Raw genomic sequence first — 17,028 nt, 5'->3', positions numbered from 1 at the left:
ATATCCTGTATACTCTATATTGTCGCCGGAAGAAATAATAAAAAATGTCTCGGGGTGTGGCGCAGATGGGAGCGCGCGTGGTTTGGGACCATGAGGTCGCAGGTTCAATCCCTGTCACCCCGACCATTTAAAAAAAGTGGTTGACAAGTTTTAAAAAACCTGATATAATATAATTCGCTTGACGATATGCGGGTGTAACTCAATGGTAGAGTGCCAGCCTTCCAAGCTGGTTACGTGGGTTCGATTCCCATCACCCGCTCCAAATATGCGCCCATAGCTCAGCTGGATAGAGCAACGGCCTTCTAAGCCGTGTGCCGGGGGTTCGAATCCCTCTGGGCGCACCATAAATGGTGGATATAGTTCAGTTGGCTAGAGCGCCAGATTGTGGCTCTGGAGGCCGTGGGTTCGAGCCCCACTATCCACCCCAAAAATGTTGGGCAGTAGCCAAGTCGGTAAGGCACGGGACTTTGACTCCCGCATGCGTAGGTTCGAGTCCTGCCTGCCCAGCCATTATGAGCCACTAGCTCAGTCGGCAGAGCACATGACTTTTAATCATGGTGTCCGGGGTTCGATTCCCCGGTGGCTCACCAAAATTAAATATATTAAAAACATGCGGGCATGGCGGAATTGGCAGACGCACTAGACTTAGGATCTAGCGCCTCGTGCGTGGGGGTTCAAGTCCCTCTGCCCGCACCATTGTCTAAAGTTTAAATTAATATGCGGGAGTGGCTCAGTTGGTAGAGCGTCACCTTGCCAAGGTGAACGTCGCGGGTTCGAGTCCCGTCTTCCGCTCCAGAACATGCGGGTGTAACTCAATGGTAGAGTGCCAGCCTTCCAAGCTGGTTACGTGGGTTCGATTCCCATCACCCGCTCCAAATATGCGCCTATAGCTCAGCTGGATAGAGCAACGGCCTTCTAAGCCGTGTGCCGGGGGTTCGAATCCCTCTGGGCGCACCAGAAAAGGCTAGGCTATGATATGCGCCCATAGCTCAGCTGGATAGAGTTGCAGACTTCGAATCTGAAGGTCGTAGGTTCGAATCCTACTGGGCGCACCAGAATATAATACATGGGCCATTAGCTCAGTTGGTAGAGCACCTGACTCTTAATCAGGGTGTCCTGGGTTCGAGTCCCCGATGGCCCACCAAGAAGAATCATCAAAGGATGGTTCTTTTTTTTATAACTTAAAGAACAAATTTTATTAGTGATACAATTTTTATTGCTTTAAAAGCAAATTAATTTATATCAATAGATTAATGGGATACAATCTCCTTTTTTTATTTTTTAGAATAGGTTATAATTATTTATAGTATCATTTGGGAGGAGTAGGTATGGGAAAGCCAAGCATATTTAGTAGTAAATATGAACAGCAAATGAGAAGAAGAAGGATAAATATAATTTTAATTATTCTAATTTTGATTAGTGCTGTTTTTTTTGCAGGTAAGTATTATTTAAATAAAAATGATATAAATATAAAATTATTTAAAAGAAATGAACCTGTTAAGCAGCAGATTAAGGAAAAAACATCAAATAATAAGACTGATACTGTTAAAAATACTCCCACACAAAAAACAGAAAATACTCAAAAGGAACAGCTTTTCAGCTACGAATATAAATCTTCTAAAAGCTTAATAAAAATAGAATATACTATAAAGGGTAATGAAAAGCAATTTGTAAAATTAACAGGATCTTCAACTTCTTATGATATTTCACGTGATAAAAAATATATTGTTTTTGATGATGCAGCATTAAATGATGTAATATTAGCAGATATTAATGGAAATTTTAAGAATATAACAAAGCAATTTTATAAATCATATTCAACAGGTCAAATTTATGAAAAGGATGCTGTACTTAAAGCTAATCCCAATTATATATGGTCGCTTAAACCACATTTTACTAATGATAATAGAATAGTTTATATATCCCAGCTTCCATATTTTAAGAGACAGGGAGAATTTTATTTATGGTCAGTAAACATTGATGGTAGTAATCATAGGAAAATTGGTTTAATAGGAAATGACTTTAATAGCATAGCTTATGATGGATATGATTCAGAAGGTAACCTTAGGATTAAATCATCAAATAGTTTGTATTATCTTAAAAAAGGAGCTTATTTTATTTCAAAATGAGAATATAAGATGTACAAAATACATAATTTTACTCATATTAATGTAGTAAGGAGCTTTTGGGGGTTGAATTTTTTGTAAAATAGGCTTATAAAAGTTATTTTGCATAATATGAAGCATAAAAGGCAATATAAAAGGCAATCCCCATGGAAACAATATGTATTTATTATACGGCAGCACTAAAACAGGAACAAACAGGAGCTTAGGGATTGCCTTTTAGACTTTTAAATTTTTAACTACGTTTATTATAATATCCACTATAATTATTTTTATACTATAAATATCAAATTTTTAATAAAAAAATATAAATTTGAAAATTATAAATTAAATTGTATTTTGGAGGATTTAAATGAAGGTTGGAATTTCTACGGCTTGCTTTTATCCTCATGTAAATACTGAGGACACAATTAAAATTATAAGTGATTTGGGTTTTGATTTATGTGAGGTATTTCTTGAAGCAGAATGTGAAATGAATTATGATTTTTGTTTAGATTTGAGAGATAGGGCAGACAAACTTGGTGTAAAAATTTATTCAGTACATGGATTTTCAGCAGGATTTGAACCATATTTGTTTGATAAGTATCAGAGAAGAAAAGATGAGATGGAAAAAAGGTTTAGGAAAATGTGTGAAGCTGCAAATGTACTTGGAGCTGAGTGCTATACCTTTCATGGTCTTAGAAAAACTCAGGAGACATTAGATTATAAGGAAGTTGCAGAGGGTATGGACTATCTATGCAATATATCAAAGGAGTATGGTATAAAAATAGCATGGGAAAATGTTGCTTGGTGTAGAACAAGCGATTTATCCTTCATTAGAGATGTTACTAAAAATATGAAAAATGATATATATTATACTCTTGATATAAAACAAGCAATAAGAAGCGGAAAAAGTCCCTTTGATTATCTAAAATTATATAATCAAAAACTTATCAATGTCCATATAAATGATGCAGGATATGGTTTTACGTGCCTTTTGCCAGGAAAAGGTCAGATGAATTTAGAAGGCATTGTAAAACATGTAAAAAGTATAAATGAAGATATTCCATTTATAATTGAACTATACAGGGAAAACTATAATACTTATGAGGATTTAAAAATTGCTAAAAAGTATATTGAAGAGTTAGGTGATAATGAATGAAGATAAAAAAAATATTATCAGTTTTATTAATGCTTTTTATAATTTTGCTATCATCATGTGTTACAGGTGAAGAAATAAAAAATATTTCTGATTCTGTAAATCATAGTAATGGGAGTGTAAATGAAAATCTTATTGTTTCTATTATCGATGTTGGGCAAGGAGATTCAATATTAATAAAAACACCTAAAGGCAAATATGTACTTATAGATTCAGGGTCACAAAATGAAAAGGAGAAGTTTTTTAAATTTATAAGCAGGCAAAACATTAACAGCTTTGAAGTTGTAGTTGCTACTCATCCTCATGAAGATCATATTGGAAATCTTGATGAAGTAATCACTAATTATAATGTTGAAAATATATATATGCCAAAGGTTACATCTAACACATCAACGTTTAGAAATCTTATGACAGCAATTAAGAATAAGGGTTTAAAAGTTAAAAATGCTTTTGCTGGTGTAAGCTTTGATATAGATGGAGTAAAATTTGCATTTTTAGCTCCTAATAGTCAAAAATATGATGAGCTTAATAATTACAGTGCTGTTCTTAAGGTAACTTACAAAGATAAATCATTTTTACTTATGGGAGATGCTGAGAAACTTTCAGAAAATGAAATTTTAAAAAATGCTATGGGTTTAAATGCAGATGTTATAAAAGTTGGTCATCATGGAAGCAGTTCATCTTCATCGAAGGCTTTTATAAATGCTGTATCTCCCAAATATGCAGTTATTTCTTGTGGAAAAAATAATGATTATGGACACCCTCATAGGGAAACGTTAAAACTCCTTAGTGATATGAAAATAAAAACCTTTAGAACTGATATAGATGGGACGATAATATTTACAACAAATGGGAATGACATAAAAACTTCAACAATAAATTAGTATTATTTGTTTAAAATATATGTTAATAAGGGTATAATCAATATTAAATAGTGAATTTTTATTATATAAAAAACTATGTTTTTTAGAACGAATTTATAAAAAGAGAGTCATTAATATAAAATTTATATTATAATAAATCTATAACACTTGAATATGTGTTTAGCCTATGGTATCATTACAATATTGTATTGTATGCTGTTGAGATATTATTATATAATAAAATGGTTTATAATTTTACCAATGTATGGATAGGAGGAAAATAAATGAATACAAAGGTAGAAAAAGTAGAAAATAATAAAGTTAAATTAGAAATAACAGTTTCAGCTCAAGACTTTCAAGAAGCTCTAAAAAAATCATACAATAAAAATGTAGGAAAATTTAATATTCCTGGATTTAGAAAAGGCAAGGCTCCTATGGCAATCATAGAAAAATATTATGGTATTGGAGTTTTCTATGAAGATGCTGTACAGTTTGTGTGTGATGACACATATCCAAAGGCCATTGAAGAAAATAATTTAGACCCTGTTGATTATCCAGAAATTGACATTGTGCAAATAGATAAGAATAAGGACTTTATATATACTGCTACTGTTACAGTAAAGCCTGAAGTAAAGCTTGGAGAGTATAAAGGTGTTGAAGTTGAGAAGGTAGAATATAAAGTTAGTGATGAAGATGTTGATACTGAACTTAACCTAATGAGGGATAAGAATGCAAGGATATTAACAAAGGAAGGCAAAATTGAAAATGGCGATATTGCAGTAATAGACTTTGAAGGTTTCATAGATGGAGTTCCCTTTGAAGGTGGAAAGGCAGATAATTATCAGTTGACTATAGGTTCCGGAACATTTATACCTGGATTTGAAGATCAGTTAGTTGGTGTAGCTGCAGGAAATACTGTTGATGTAAATGTTACATTCCCTGAGGATTATCACGAAGAAAGCCTTAAAGGCAAACCAGCGCTTTTTAAGGTTACTGTAAAAGAAGTAAAATATAAAGAATTACCAGAGCTTGATGATGAATTTGCTAAGGATGTTTCAGAGTTTGACACATTAGATGAGTTAAAACAGGATATTAGGAAGAAGCTTGAAGAAGAAAATGCTTTAAAGGCTAAGAAGGAATACGAAGATAAGGTTATAAATAAGGTTGTTGAAGCAGCAGAGGTTGATATTCCTGATGTAATGATAGAAAAAGAAATAGACTTTATGATAAATGATTTTAGCTATAGATTAAAATATCAAGGACTTGATATTAAAAAGTATGCTGAATTAATTGGAACAACAGTTGAAGGTTTAAGGGAACAGTTTAAAGAGCCTGCAAAACAAAGAGTTAAAAATAAACTTGTCCTCGAAGCTATTGCAAAGGCAGAAAATATAAAGGCAAGTGAAGATGAAATTGAAAAGAGAGCAGAAGAAATAGCAAAATATTATGGAAGCAAGGACCTTGAAAAAATGAAAGAAGCTATATTAATGACAGAAAAAAATATAATTGAAGATGAAATTGTAAATAATAAAGTTATTGACTTCGTTGTGGAGTCAAGTAAAGCTATTTAATAAATAATGTATTTTAATGATTTTAGGTATGTTGGGAGGGAATTTTATGAGTTTAGTGCCGATAGTTATTGAGCAGACTAATAGAGGAGAACGTTCTTATGACATTTATTCAAGACTTTTAAAGGACAGGATAGTTTTCCTTGGGGACGAAGTAAATGATGTTACTGCAAGTCTTGTTGTAGCTCAGCTTTTGTTCCTTGAAGCTGAAGATCCTGATAAGGATATATCTTTATATATAAATAGTCCTGGAGGTTCTATAACTGCAGGGATGGCTATATATGATACAATGCAGTATATAAAATGTGATGTTTCTACTATATGTATAGGTATGGCTGCATCTATGGGTGCTTTCCTCCTTGCAGCAGGTACAAAAGGAAAAAGGTTTGCATTGCCTAATAGTGAGATAATGATACACCAGCCTTTAGGTGGTGCAAGGGGTCAGGCAACGGATGTTGCTATTCATGCAGAGCACTTAATTAGAATAAAAAAGAGATTAAATCAGATATTAAGCGAGAGAACAGGTCAGCCTATTGAAAGAATTGAAAGAGATACAGAAAGGGATAATTTTATGACTGCGGAAGAAGCAAAGGCTTATGGCTTAATAGATGAGATAATTGTAAACAAGAAGAGTAAGTAGTAATTGAGGGGTGTAAAGATGCCAAAAGTAGATGACAAAAAGCAGTTGAAATGTTCCTTCTGCGGTAAAAATCAGGATCAGGTAAGACGTCTTATAGCTGGTCCAGGAGTATATATTTGTGATGAGTGCATAGAATTATGTTCTGAGATTATAGAAGAAGAGCTTGAAATTGATCAAGAAGTAGACTTAACTGATCTTCCAAAGCCTAAAGAAATAAAAGATTTTCTTGATCAGTATGTTATAGGTCAACATCAAGCAAAAAAATCTCTTGCTGTTGCTGTTTATAATCACTATAAGAGAATAAACAGCCCAAAGCAGAAAAACGATGATGTTGAACTTCAAAAAAGTAATATACTATTGCTTGGACCTACTGGTTCGGGAAAAACTCTTCTTGCTCAAACTCTTGCACGCCTTTTAAATGTACCATTTGCAATAGCAGATGCAACAACTTTAACAGAAGCAGGGTATGTTGGTGAAGACGTTGAAAACATTCTTTTAAAACTTATTCAAAATGCTGACTATGATATTGAAAGAGCAGAAAAAGGCATTGTATATATAGATGAGATTGATAAGATTGCAAGAAAATCTGAAAATCCATCAATTACAAGGGATGTTTCAGGAGAAGGTGTACAGCAGGCATTATTAAAAATACTTGAAGGTACTGTTGCTAATGTTCCACCTCAGGGAGGACGTAAGCATCCTCATCAGGAGTTTTTACAAATTGATACTACAAATATACTTTTTATCTGTGGTGGAGCTTTTGATGGCATAGAAAAGATTATAGAAAAAAGAATGTATCAAAGTTCTATGGGATTTGGCGCAGATGTTAAGAGTAAACAGGATAAAGACATTGGGGAAATTTTAAGACATATACTTCCAGAAGATCTTTTAAAGTTTGGTATGATACCAGAATTTGTTGGTAGAGTGCCGATTGTAGTAACTTTAAATCAGCTTGATAAAGAGGCTTTAATTAATATACTTACGGAGCCTAAAAATGCTATTGTAAAGCAGTATAAAAAGCTATTTGAAATGGATGGAGTAGAGCTTGAATTTGAGAAGGAGGCTCTAGAGGCAATTGCTGATGAAGCATTAAAAAGGAAAACAGGGGCAAGGGGCCTTAGAGCTATCATGGAAGAACTAATGCTTGATGTTATGTATGAGATACCTTCAAGAACAGATATTGCAAAGTGCCTTATAACTAAAGATACAGTTGTAAGCAAACAACCACCTGATATAATATTAGGTGAAGGGAATAAAAAAGGTACAAAAAAACCTTCGAATATGAAGAAAAAATTAAAAAGTGAAAGCGTTTCATAACCCTATGATTTCATAGGGTTTTTTCTTTTTTTGTGGTTCTATGTCAATAGTTGGGGTGGGCATTTTATTCAAATGCCTGCCCTTGCTAATTTTCAAGAAGTTTTAACGAATTAAAGAAAGTGAATCAAAAATTCTCTAAAAATGGGCATAACAAAAAGACCAAACTAATGTTGGTTTTTGAAAAATAGAGTACAGTAATCAATTACTTGCAACAATGCAGAATTCTATTTCTAAACCTGTTAAAATTTCTGAACCCAAACGCATTTCTTTTAATAACTTTAATCTTGTTGTTAAAACCTTCAACACATCCATTCGTATAAGGAACATCAAAGGAATTAACTATTTCCTTAAACCACCTGCTTAAAGTTTCTGCACATGAAATATATTCTTTTATACCGCTTTTTCTTGCTATCTCAATCCATTCCTTTAGTAATATTTTTGCTTCAGAAGCAGACCTTGCATCTGAAATTTTGTAAAAGGATTCCTTAAGGTAATGGGCATGTCTTAATTCATCATTGTATAAAAGCATAATTTCAAGTTGTCTCTTAGAGTCTTCATCTAAGGAATCTTTTCTAGCAAGAATGAGTTTTCGACTTTTTTTGTAATATCGCCTTAGTTTCTTATCCATATTCTTTTGAATGCGCTTTCTAACGTTTTCTATAGCCCAGGTGTTGTAGCGCATAAAGTGGAACTTATCTATGATGATAGTTGCATTTTTAAAGTATGTTTTAGCAATGTCAGCATATTGACTCCACATATCAATAACTACATATTTTACCTTATCCCTGTTTTTAAAATTTCTAAAGTAATCCGAAAGGATATGAAATCGTCTATCTTTAATAATATCAATTACTTTATGATTAACAGGATCAACTAATATACAGTGATATTTTGAGCCACCAGAATTACCTTTAAATTCATCAATAGATATAACTTCAGGCAAAGAATACGCAGTATAACTAACAGTATCAAAAATGCGTTTTACAGTATGGGTGGAAACATTGGCTTTTAAGGAAACATGCTTCATGCTATTAACATTAGATAGTTCGTTAATTATGAAGAAAGATAAGCGGTTTGTCATTCTATGATAGCGTGGAAGAAAATCTAGCTTTTCATAAAAGCGCTTACCGCATTCTGAGCATACTAATCTCCTTTTTCTAAGAATGATAAAAGTTTTTTTAAACTGAATGGGTACATCTTTAATTCTTTGTTTTCTGTAATCATGAACTTTAGATGTAGTATAGCCACAAACTGGACAAACATGTGGTTTCTTTTTAGTTTCAACAAATATCTCAATAAAATCATCTTTATTAACAACGTTTTTTACAAAAACATCTTTTAAGTTTAGTAAATTGTTGATAAAATTATACTTAAGCACTTTATTGGATGCCTCCTTTCTAAAATTTTGTTTTGGTTAATTTTATTTTAGCAAAGTTGGCATCTGAATAAAGTGCTTTTTTCTATTTAAATAAAAATGTTGAGGTTTACCACCCCAACATTTATTATAGAACCTTTTTTGTATATAAAGCTTATCAATGAGCATACTAAGATTGAAAAGAGGAGGGGTTATGATGTATGGTAGTCAAGTATTAGTAATTTTGAATTTAATCTTTACAGCCATAATAGGCATTTATTTTTATAATCTTTTAAAAGGTCAGCAGAGCTCTAAAATATATATTGAAAAGGAAAGCAAAAAAGAGCTTGAAAAACTTGAAAAAATGAGGCAGATGGCACTTACAGTTCCTCTTTCAGAAAAAACAAGGCCAACTTCATTTGATGAAATAATAGGACAGGAAAGAGGCATTAAAGCTTTGAAGGCTGCTTTATGTGGACCAAACCCACAGCATGTAATAGTTTATGGTCCTCCAGGAGTTGGTAAAACTGCTGCAGCAAGGCTTGTTCTTGAGGAAGCCAAAAAAAACCCTATATCACCTTTTAAAAGTGATGCAAAATTTATTGAAGTTGATGCAACAACTATAAGGTTTGATGATAGAGGAATTGCAGATCCACTTATAGGTTCAGTTCATGATCCAATATATCAAGGTGCAGGTCCACTTGGAATTGCAGGGATACCTCAACCAAAGCCAGGAGCAGTTACTAAAGCTCATGGAGGGATACTCTTCCTTGATGAAATTGGTGAGCTTCATCCAATCCAAATGAATAAGTTATTAAAAGTTCTTGAGGATAGAAAGGTTTTTCTTGATAGCGTTTATTTTAGTTCAGAAGATCCTAATATTCCAACTCATATAAAAGATATATTTGAAAATGGGCTTCCGGCTGATTTTAGGCTCGTTGGAGCAACAACGAAAAATCCTGAGGAAATTCCCCCAGCCATTCGTTCACGTTGTGTTGAAATATTTTTTAGAGAACTTACCAGTGATGAAATAAAGATAATAGCTCAAAATGGTGCAAGAAAAGGGGGATTTGTGATTGATGATGTTGCTGCAAATAGGGTTAGTAAGTTTGCTACTAACGGTAGGGATGCTATTAATATAGTTCAGCTGGCTGGAGGGATTGCAATAAATGAAAACCGAAACAATATTACTCTTGAGGATGTTGAATGGGTTATAGAGAGTGGCCATTACAATCCAAGACCTGATAAAAGAATAGAAAAAGAGCCTCAAGTAGGATATGTAAATGGTCTTGCAGTATATGGACCAAATATGGGAATATTGCTTGAAATTGAAGCTACTGTAATACCACTTGATAATTCAAATGGCAGAGTTATTGTTACTGGAATTGTCGATGAAGAGGAAACTGGAACACTGGAAAGAAAATTTAGGAGAAAGAGTACATCAAGAGGTTCAGTTGATAATGTTTTGACTGTTATAAGAAAGTATCTTGATGTTGATCCAAGAAAATATGATATACATATAAATTTTCCCGGTGGTATACCTATAGATGGGCCTTCTGCTGGAATTGCAATAACAACAGCAATTTATAGTGCAATTAAAAATATTCCTGTTGATAATGCAATTGCAATGACAGGAGAAATATCAATAAGAGGTTTTGTTAAGCCTATAGGAGGAGTTATTTCAAAGATTGAAGCAGCAAGAAAAGCTGGAGCAAAGAAGGTCGTTATTCCAAAGGATAACTATCAAGAAAGCTTCAAAGATATGGATATAGATGTTATACCAGTAACAAGAATAGAAGAAGTTATAAATTTAGCTTTGATAAAAGACAATAAAAAGACTATAATTACAAATGTAAATACGGATTCCAATATAGGTGTACTTTCAGCACAGGGATTAGAATTAAGAAAGCATCTGGAAGTTTAATACCAGATGCATATTCATTTTAATTTATTTATTGGAAATTTTTCTTTTATAATATATAATATTATAAGCTGGCTTTAAATTATCTCTTTAGAAAGGAGATGAAATTGTGGAAGAAAATAAAGATAATATTCTGCCTTTATTAACTTTAAGAGGTATTACTATTTTCCCTTATATGGTGCTTCACTTTGATGTTGGAAGGACAAAATCTATACTTGCCCTTGAGGAAGCTATGGTTAAAGATCAATTGATTTTTCTTGTTGCACAAAAAGATTCCAAGGTTGAAAATCCCAATATAGATGATATATATAAGATAGGTTGCGTTTCTAAGATTAAACAAATATTAAAACTACCAGGAGATACAATAAGAGTACTTGTTGAGGGTTTGCATAGAGCAGAGATTGAAGAAATTATACAAGAGGAGCCTTTCTTTAAGTGTAAGCTTTCTATATATATGGAACCTAAAGAAGAAAAAACAGTTGAAATTGAAGCATTAATGAGACAGGCTATAGCTCATTTTGAGGAGTATGTAAATCAAAGTAACTCAATACCAAATGAAATAATGCCAACAATATACGATATTGAAGAACCAGGTAAGCTTTGTGATATAATAACCTCTTATTTAATAATCAAACATGAAAATAAACAGGAACTTTTAGAGGCTATAGAGCCTACAAAGAGGCTTAGAAAGCTTCTTGAAATAATAACAAGAGAAATAGATATATTAAAAATTGAAAGAAAAATAGGATTAAAAGTAAAGCGCAAGATTGATAAGATGCAAAAGGAATACTATCTTAGAGAACAGCTTAAAGTGATACAAGAAGAACTTGGCGATAAAGATAGTATTGAAAACGAAGTTGAAGAATATAAAAGTAAGATAAATAAAGCTAAACTTCCAAAAGAAGCAAAGGAAAAGGCATTATATGAACTTTCAAGATATGAAAAATTAATGCCTGGCTCTCCAGAGGGTGGAGTTATAAAAACATATCTTGACTGGATTGTTGAACTTCCATGGGCTAAAGAAACAAAAGATATTGAAGATATTAAAAAGGTTAAAGAAGTGCTTGAAAAAGAGCATTATGGACTTAAGGATGTTAAAGAAAGAATACTTGAATACTTTGCTGTAAGAAAATTAAATAAAAATATGAAAGGTCCAATACTTTGCCTTGTAGGTCCTCCTGGTGTTGGGAAAACCTCTATAGCACGTTCAATTGCAAATGCTATGAATAGAAAGTTTGTTAGAATGTCGCTTGGAGGAGTCAGGGATGAAGCTGAAATTAGGGGACATAGAAGAACTTATGTTGGAGCAATTCCTGGAAGGGTTATATATAATATTAAATTAGCAGGAACAAAAAATCCAGTATTTCTTCTTGATGAGATTGATAAAATGAGTTCTGATTTCAGAGGAGATCCTGCTGATGCTCTTTTAGAGGTTCTTGATGCAGAACAAAACCATAGCTTTAGAGACCATTATTTAGAGCTTCCCTTTGATTTATCAAAAGTTCTTTTCATAACTACAGCAAATACTATAGATACTATACCAAGACCTCTTCTTGATAGAATGGAAGTTATAGAAATTTCAGGGTATACAGATGAAGAAAAATTCAATATATGTACTAAATACTTAATACCAAGGCAGATTAGAGAGAATGGGCTTAAGGAAGAAAATATACATATAAATGATAAGGCGGTAAAGGATGTAATAAACCTATATACAAGGGAATCAGGAGTTAGAAACCTTGAAAGAAAGATAGGAACCATTTGTAGAAAAGCTGCTATGGAGATAGTAGAAAATCCAGGTAAAACAGTTAAAGTAAATCAAAGCAACTTGGAAAAATATTTAGGAGCTCCTCGGTATAAATATGAAGAAAAGGCAAACAAAGATCAAATAGGAGTTGTTATGGGTCTTGCTTGGACTTCTTATGGAGGAGATACACTTCCTGTTGAAGTGGTAACAATGACAGGAAGTGGAAAACTTGAGCTTACAGGTCAGCTTGGAGATGTAATGAAGGAATCGGCAAGAGCAGGATATAGCTATATTAGAGCAAATGCATCTAAATTTGGAATAGATGAGGAGTTCTATAAGAATACTGATATTCATATACATGTTCCAGAGGGAGCAGTTCCCAAAGATGGACCGTCAGCAGGTGTTACTATGGTTACTGCAATGATATCGGCTCTTTCTAAAAAGCCTGTGAGAAGTGATATAGCAATGACAGGAGAGATTACGCTAACAGGAAGGGTTCTTGCAATAGGAGGAGTTAAGGAAAAATCTTTAGCAGCATATAGAGCAGGAATTAAAAATATAATTTTACCTGCTGAAAACAAAAAGGATTTAGAAAAGATACCAGATAATATTAAGAAAAAGATAAAGTTTATATTTGCAGAAAGAATTGAAGAAGTATTAAAGGTTGCTTTAAAGGGTGAGGAAAATGATAATTAGAAAGGCAGAATTTGCTGCCACTGCAGTGGCAGCATCCCAATACCCATCTACTGGGTATCCTGAGGTTGCTTTTGTGGGAAGGTCTAATGTTGGAAAATCTTCCTTGATAAATGCTCTTCTTAATAGAAAATCTCTTGCAAGAATTAGTTCTGTACCTGGTAAGACAAGGACAATAAATTTTTATAACATAAATGATGAGATATATTTTGTTGATTTGCCTGGGTATGGTTATGCAAAGGTGTCAAAAGAAGAGAAGAAAAAGTGGGCAAAGATAATAGAAGACTATCTTTTTAATAGAGATGAATTAAAGCTTATTCTTTTACTTGTCGATAGCCGACATGAGCCAACAGAGGATGATAAGCTTATGCTTCAATGGATAAAATCAAGTAATCATAATTTTGCAGTAATAGCAACAAAAAGTGATAAGCTCTCAAGAAATCAGCTTACAAAAAACATAAATATGATAAAAAAATCTCTTATGCTTGGAAATGAGGATTTGTTAATACCATTTTCATCAGAGACAAAAGAAAACAGGGATGAAATAATAAATTTAATAGAAACTATTAAACAACATATTCCTTAATAAAAGTTTAAAAAATATATTAAAATTAAATATATTAGTTTGTACTATTAATGTACAAGCTAAGACTATTTTTATTAATCTAAAGGAGCTTTTTATGGAAGGGAATATGAATTACTTTGAGATATTTAAGGATGTTTCGGTAGTATTTTTCATTGCAATTCCTCCGTGGCTTGCATTAAGAAAATATCTAAAAAACTATTTAAATAGAGCATTCTTAACCATTTTTTTTATTACATATATTATAGCAACTCTTTTAACGCAAAACGTCTTTCCATTTATTTTGGTAGTTTTATGTTTTTATTTTGCCATTAAGATGAAAGATAATTTTGAAGTACTTTATTATTTAAGACCCATAAAAGAAAAGAAAACAGAAATAATATTATATTGTCTTTTTTTTAGATTTATAATTTATATTATAAATGTTTTTTATGCATCTTTATTGGAATATGTTGGTATTAAAGTAAAGGCTCAGGATATATATGAAATATTTTTAAATGCAGGATGGATTAAAGTAATATTTTTGTTTGCCATGACTGTTGTTTTTGCACCTATTGTTGAGGAATTTACTTTCAGGCATATTTTATATAGAGGGCTTTCAAAAAAAATTGGGAAACAACTTTCAGCAGCATTAACGAGCTTTTTATTTGCTCTTATTCACTATAACTTAGCTGGATTTGTATCATTTTTTGGGATAGGTATTTATAACTGCTATCTTTATGAAAAATATGGATATAGAGCTGCAGTTGTAAATCATTTTATTTTTAACTTCATCTCAGTTCTTCTAATATTGTTAATTAAGATATTTAATATTCCAACTGTGATGACATAAATAGTTTATGTAAATTTTAACCTAAAGAAAAGCCTATATTATGCTAAATTAGGTTTTGATAAGCATAATATAGGCTTTTTTTTAATAGTTTCAATGAAACTTTTTATCGTTTCTTTTTTGGTACTGCTTTGTCAAGAACTCCTTTTAGCCTTAAAAAGTTTATTATATCATCTATCATCTTACATTTATCTTCAGGTAGAAAAGGTTTTAGGGAATTTAGTACCTCTACTCTAATGTCTCCTTTTTTATTAGAAGGAAATGAGAAATCCTGAGGATTGATACCCATGCTTGATAACATAGATGAAATTTGATTAACATCTACATTTTTGAGCATATCAGCAATTGCTTGGTTATTACCTTTAGAGAGGCTTTCCATAGAATCCTTTATATCATTGCTATTTTTTCCTGTAAGCTGTGAAAGCATAGAAGAAAGTTGGTTTATGTCTATATTATTTAACATTCCAAGTAATGATGATATATCAAAGTTCGTGGGAATATTAGGAGATTGGTTTGCATTTGGATATTGATTATATTGATCGTATTGATTAGATTTATCTTTTTTATCTTTATGATGATGACCCATTTTTTCACTCCTTTCAAGATTACAACATTTATACTTCACTGCTTTCTATATTTTGATCGTTATTGATGTTTAGCTTTTCAATAAGGAACAATAGAGCTACAATTAAAATTACAAATAATAGATTATTTTGAGAGCTTGAAGAATAGGTATTAAAAAAACCGAAAGTATTTTCAAAATTACCAGTATTGCTATTGTTATCTAAAACTTCGGCTTTAGTATTTTCGATACTATGCTTATGGTGCTTTTTTCTTTTTTTACAGCACTCATAAAAATAGCAAGGAGTATAGAATGGATAGGTATGTGTGTTGTTACTTAAGCTGTTGATTGTAGCTATTATAAGTATTAATAGGATTATATCAACATAATCCTCTTCTATATTTAAATTTTTAAATAAGTCATTAAAATCCATATTATCCCTCTTTGAAATTGTTTAAAATAATATGCAATAGGTTCTAATAATAATGTATTCAAACTAAAAAAAACTGTTACAAAAAAATTAAAGGAGGAACAATCCTCCTTTAATTTTTTTATTAGCATCCTCCCATTAAGCCTTTGCCACACCCACAGTATACAAGAAGGAAGAGAGCTATTATAAAGAGTATGCCATTATCGATTAATCCTCCAAATAAGCCATCGTCATCATCGTCGTCGCAGTCATGGAATTTTTTCTTTGAGAACTGAAGTACAACAAGTATAAGGATAATTAAAGTCCATGGATTGCTATAGTTGCATCCACAACCCATTCCACCGCCTGCAACTGGATAAGAATAAACTGGTTCACAACAAGAATAATGTTTCTTTGACATTTTAAAATCCCCCTTTACTTCTTAATTGTTATATTTTTATATTAAAAATATAATGTAGATTTTTTGGTAAGGGGAAGATTATCCCCTTACATTAGCAGTCGTACTTCATTAAACCTTTACCACATCCACAGTATACAAGAAGGAATAAAGCAATTATAAAGAGTATACTATTATCAATCATCCCTCCGCCCCATCCATGATCTTTTCCAGATGAAAATTTTAATACTATTAAAATAAGAATTATTAATGTCCATGGATTACCGAAGTTACATTTGCAGTTCATACCTCCAGAATATGGCTGATAAACAGGATAGCAGCATTTTGAATGTTTCTTTGACATTTTAAAACCTCCTTTTCTTCTTAATGAAACTGATTTTTATTTTTAACCTAAATTTTTTACTTTTGTGTTTAATTAGGATTCATCTCATATACAACATAAGGAAGGGAGTAATTATAAAGAGAATTCCATTGTTGATTAATCAATTATAGTATATATTCTTCTTTATCAAAAACTTCTGTACTATAGAATGAAGATTATAAGTGAAAAGACATTTGGAGCAGTATGCTATTACATAAGATTTTAATTTTAATGATAAACAAATTACAGGAAACTACAAGCTATTAACATTTACAATAAGCATCTCTACAGCTACAGTTTACAAGTAAGAATAAGGTTATAATAAATAAAATGCTGTTATCAATTAACTGTTTATCCTTGCTACAATTTTTTCTTCCAAACTGCAATATGATAAGAATTAAGATACATAGATAATACATGTTAAAATATCCATTATCATAGGGACATAAATCTAAGGTTTTTTTATACTTACAGCAGCATTTATTATATCTTCTTGACATTT

General features: G+C 31.9%; 16 protein-coding genes and 12 tRNA genes. 22 read left to right on the top strand and 6 right to left on the bottom strand.

From position 1 onward, the window contains the following. Positions 1-50: 50 nt before the first annotated feature. The 18 genes from FDN13_RS04840 to clpX all read left to right on the top strand — a co-directional run bounded on the left by FDN13_RS04840 (position 51) and on the right by clpX (position 7,649). A tRNA-Pro gene (locus tag FDN13_RS04840) sits at positions 51-126 on the top strand. A 62-nt stretch (positions 127-188) separates the two neighbouring features. Then, positions 189-262, top strand: a tRNA-Gly gene (locus FDN13_RS04835). A gap of 5 nt (positions 263-267) precedes the next feature. Beyond that, a tRNA-Arg gene (locus FDN13_RS04830) sits at positions 268-344 on the top strand. A gap of 6 nt (positions 345-350) precedes the next feature. Then, positions 351-427, top strand: a tRNA-His gene (locus FDN13_RS04825). Positions 428-434: 7 nt separating this feature from the next. Next, positions 435-510: transfer RNA gene (locus FDN13_RS04820), tRNA-Gln, on the top strand. 4 nt (positions 511-514) lie between these two features. After that, positions 515-590 (top strand) — tRNA-Lys (locus tag FDN13_RS04815). Between the two features lie 22 nt (positions 591-612). Beyond that, positions 613-696, top strand: a tRNA-Leu gene (locus tag FDN13_RS04810). Positions 697-719: 23 nt separating this feature from the next. After that, positions 720-795, top strand: a tRNA-Gly gene (locus tag FDN13_RS04805). Between the two features lie 6 nt (positions 796-801). Continuing rightward, a tRNA-Gly gene (locus FDN13_RS04800) sits at positions 802-875 on the top strand. A gap of 5 nt (positions 876-880) precedes the next feature. Continuing rightward, positions 881-957, top strand: a tRNA-Arg gene (locus FDN13_RS04795). Between the two features lie 21 nt (positions 958-978). Next, positions 979-1,055: transfer RNA gene (locus tag FDN13_RS04790), tRNA-Arg, on the top strand. A 13-nt stretch (positions 1,056-1,068) separates the two neighbouring features. Next, positions 1,069-1,144, top strand: a tRNA-Lys gene (locus tag FDN13_RS04785). A gap of 184 nt (positions 1,145-1,328) precedes the next feature. Then, positions 1,329-2,129: a hypothetical protein gene (locus FDN13_RS04780; protein WP_138979161.1), complete on the top strand. Its 801-nt coding sequence runs from the start codon at positions 1,329-1,331 to the stop codon at positions 2,127-2,129. 346 nt (positions 2,130-2,475) lie between these two features. After that, positions 2,476-3,264, top strand: coding sequence for a sugar phosphate isomerase/epimerase family protein (locus FDN13_RS04775; RefSeq protein WP_138979160.1), 789 nt, complete (start codon positions 2,476-2,478; stop codon positions 3,262-3,264). Beyond that, positions 3,261-4,145, top strand: a complete 885-nt coding sequence (locus tag FDN13_RS04770; RefSeq protein ID WP_138979159.1) for a ComEC/Rec2 family competence protein — start codon at positions 3,261-3,263, stop codon at positions 4,143-4,145. The genes FDN13_RS04775 and FDN13_RS04770 overlap by 4 nt, the downstream gene beginning before the upstream one ends. A gap of 263 nt (positions 4,146-4,408) precedes the next feature. Further along, complete coding sequence (tig, locus tag FDN13_RS04765) at positions 4,409-5,695, top strand: trigger factor (protein ID WP_138979158.1); 1,287 nt, start codon at positions 4,409-4,411, stop codon at positions 5,693-5,695. 46 nt (positions 5,696-5,741) lie between these two features. Continuing rightward, positions 5,742-6,332: an ATP-dependent Clp endopeptidase proteolytic subunit ClpP gene (gene clpP, locus FDN13_RS04760; protein WP_138979157.1), complete on the top strand. Its 591-nt coding sequence runs from the start codon at positions 5,742-5,744 to the stop codon at positions 6,330-6,332. Between the two features lie 18 nt (positions 6,333-6,350). Beyond that, positions 6,351-7,649: an ATP-dependent protease ATP-binding subunit ClpX gene (clpX, locus tag FDN13_RS04755; protein ID WP_138979156.1), complete on the top strand. Its 1,299-nt coding sequence runs from the start codon at positions 6,351-6,353 to the stop codon at positions 7,647-7,649. A 202-nt stretch (positions 7,650-7,851) separates the two neighbouring features. Here clpX and FDN13_RS04750 read toward each other — a convergent pair whose 3' ends face one another. Next, positions 7,852-9,027, bottom strand: a complete 1,176-nt coding sequence (locus tag FDN13_RS04750) for an ISL3 family transposase (protein ID WP_138979155.1) — start codon at positions 9,025-9,027, stop codon at positions 7,852-7,854. Between the two features lie 193 nt (positions 9,028-9,220). Between FDN13_RS04750 and lonB the strand changes: the two genes are divergently transcribed. The 4 genes from lonB (at position 9,221) to FDN13_RS04730 (ending at position 14,779) form a co-directional block, all read left to right on the top strand. Further along, a complete protein-coding gene (gene lonB / locus FDN13_RS04745; RefSeq protein WP_138979154.1) occupies positions 9,221-10,927 on the top strand; it encodes an ATP-dependent protease LonB in 1,707 nt (568 codons plus the stop codon). A 106-nt stretch (positions 10,928-11,033) separates the two neighbouring features. After that, on the top strand, positions 11,034-13,367 hold the full coding sequence (gene lon, locus FDN13_RS04740; protein ID WP_138979153.1) for an endopeptidase La: 2,334 nt from the start codon (positions 11,034-11,036) through the stop codon (positions 13,365-13,367). Then, positions 13,357-13,950: a ribosome biogenesis GTP-binding protein YihA/YsxC gene (gene yihA, locus FDN13_RS04735; RefSeq protein ID WP_138979152.1), complete on the top strand. Its 594-nt coding sequence runs from the start codon at positions 13,357-13,359 to the stop codon at positions 13,948-13,950. The genes lon and yihA overlap by 11 nt, the downstream gene beginning before the upstream one ends. A 94-nt stretch (positions 13,951-14,044) precedes the next feature. Then, positions 14,045-14,779 carry a CPBP family intramembrane glutamic endopeptidase gene (locus FDN13_RS04730; RefSeq protein ID WP_138979151.1) on the top strand — a complete coding sequence of 245 codons (735 nt, stop codon included), beginning with the start codon at positions 14,045-14,047 and terminating at the stop codon, positions 14,777-14,779. Positions 14,780-14,882: 103 nt separating this feature from the next. Here the strand turns inward: FDN13_RS04730 and FDN13_RS04725 are convergent, their stop codons facing one another. The 5 genes from FDN13_RS04725 to FDN13_RS04705 all read right to left on the bottom strand — a co-directional run bounded on the left by FDN13_RS04725 (position 14,883) and on the right by FDN13_RS04705 (position 17,026). Further along, positions 14,883-15,362, bottom strand: coding sequence for a hypothetical protein (locus FDN13_RS04725; protein WP_138979150.1), 480 nt, complete (start codon positions 15,360-15,362; stop codon positions 14,883-14,885). Between the two features lie 28 nt (positions 15,363-15,390). Continuing rightward, positions 15,391-15,771 carry a hypothetical protein gene (locus FDN13_RS04720; RefSeq protein ID WP_138979149.1) on the bottom strand — a complete coding sequence of 127 codons (381 nt, stop codon included), beginning with the start codon at positions 15,769-15,771 and terminating at the stop codon, positions 15,391-15,393. A gap of 121 nt (positions 15,772-15,892) precedes the next feature. Then, positions 15,893-16,168: a hypothetical protein gene (locus tag FDN13_RS04715; RefSeq protein ID WP_138979148.1), complete on the bottom strand. Its 276-nt coding sequence runs from the start codon at positions 16,166-16,168 to the stop codon at positions 15,893-15,895. A 91-nt stretch (positions 16,169-16,259) separates the two neighbouring features. After that, a complete protein-coding gene (locus FDN13_RS04710; RefSeq protein WP_243120267.1) occupies positions 16,260-16,508 on the bottom strand; it encodes a hypothetical protein in 249 nt (82 codons plus the stop codon). A gap of 281 nt (positions 16,509-16,789) precedes the next feature. Then, complete coding sequence (locus FDN13_RS04705; RefSeq protein WP_138979147.1) at positions 16,790-17,026, bottom strand: hypothetical protein; 237 nt, start codon at positions 17,024-17,026, stop codon at positions 16,790-16,792. Positions 17,027-17,028: the final 2 nt, after the last annotated feature.

Source organism: Caloramator sp. E03, assembly GCF_006016075.1.
GTDB lineage: Bacteria > Bacillota > Clostridia > Clostridiales > Caloramatoraceae > Caloramator_B.
Note: the sequence above shows the minus strand (reverse complement) of the source record. Positions and strands in the feature narration are given on the sequence as shown.

Coding starts and splice junctions, on each gene's coding strand:
- FDN13_RS04780 (WP_138979161.1), top strand. CDS start 1,329: ATGGGAAAGCCAAGCATATTTAGTAGTAAATATGAACAGCAAATGAGA.
- FDN13_RS04775 (WP_138979160.1), top strand. CDS start 2,476: ATGAAGGTTGGAATTTCTACGGCTTGCTTTTATCCTCATGTAAATACT.
- FDN13_RS04770 (WP_138979159.1), top strand. CDS start 3,261: ATGAAGATAAAAAAAATATTATCAGTTTTATTAATGCTTTTTATAATT.
- tig (WP_138979158.1), top strand. CDS start 4,409: ATGAATACAAAGGTAGAAAAAGTAGAAAATAATAAAGTTAAATTAGAA.
- clpP (WP_138979157.1), top strand. CDS start 5,742: ATGAGTTTAGTGCCGATAGTTATTGAGCAGACTAATAGAGGAGAACGT.
- clpX (WP_138979156.1), top strand. CDS start 6,351: ATGCCAAAAGTAGATGACAAAAAGCAGTTGAAATGTTCCTTCTGCGGT.
- lonB (WP_138979154.1), top strand. CDS start 9,221: ATGTATGGTAGTCAAGTATTAGTAATTTTGAATTTAATCTTTACAGCC.
- yihA (WP_138979152.1), top strand. CDS start 13,357: ATGATAATTAGAAAGGCAGAATTTGCTGCCACTGCAGTGGCAGCATCC.
- FDN13_RS04730 (WP_138979151.1), top strand. CDS start 14,045: ATGGAAGGGAATATGAATTACTTTGAGATATTTAAGGATGTTTCGGTA.
- FDN13_RS04725 (WP_138979150.1), bottom strand. CDS start 15,362: ATGGGTCATCATCATAAAGATAAAAAAGATAAATCTAATCAATACGAT.
- FDN13_RS04720 (WP_138979149.1), bottom strand. CDS start 15,771: ATGGATTTTAATGACTTATTTAAAAATTTAAATATAGAAGAGGATTAT.
- FDN13_RS04715 (WP_138979148.1), bottom strand. CDS start 16,168: ATGTCAAAGAAACATTATTCTTGTTGTGAACCAGTTTATTCTTATCCA.
- FDN13_RS04710 (WP_243120267.1), bottom strand. CDS start 16,508: ATGTCAAAGAAACATTCAAAATGCTGCTATCCTGTTTATCAGCCATAT.
- FDN13_RS04705 (WP_138979147.1), bottom strand. CDS start 17,026: ATGTCAAGAAGATATAATAAATGCTGCTGTAAGTATAAAAAAACCTTA.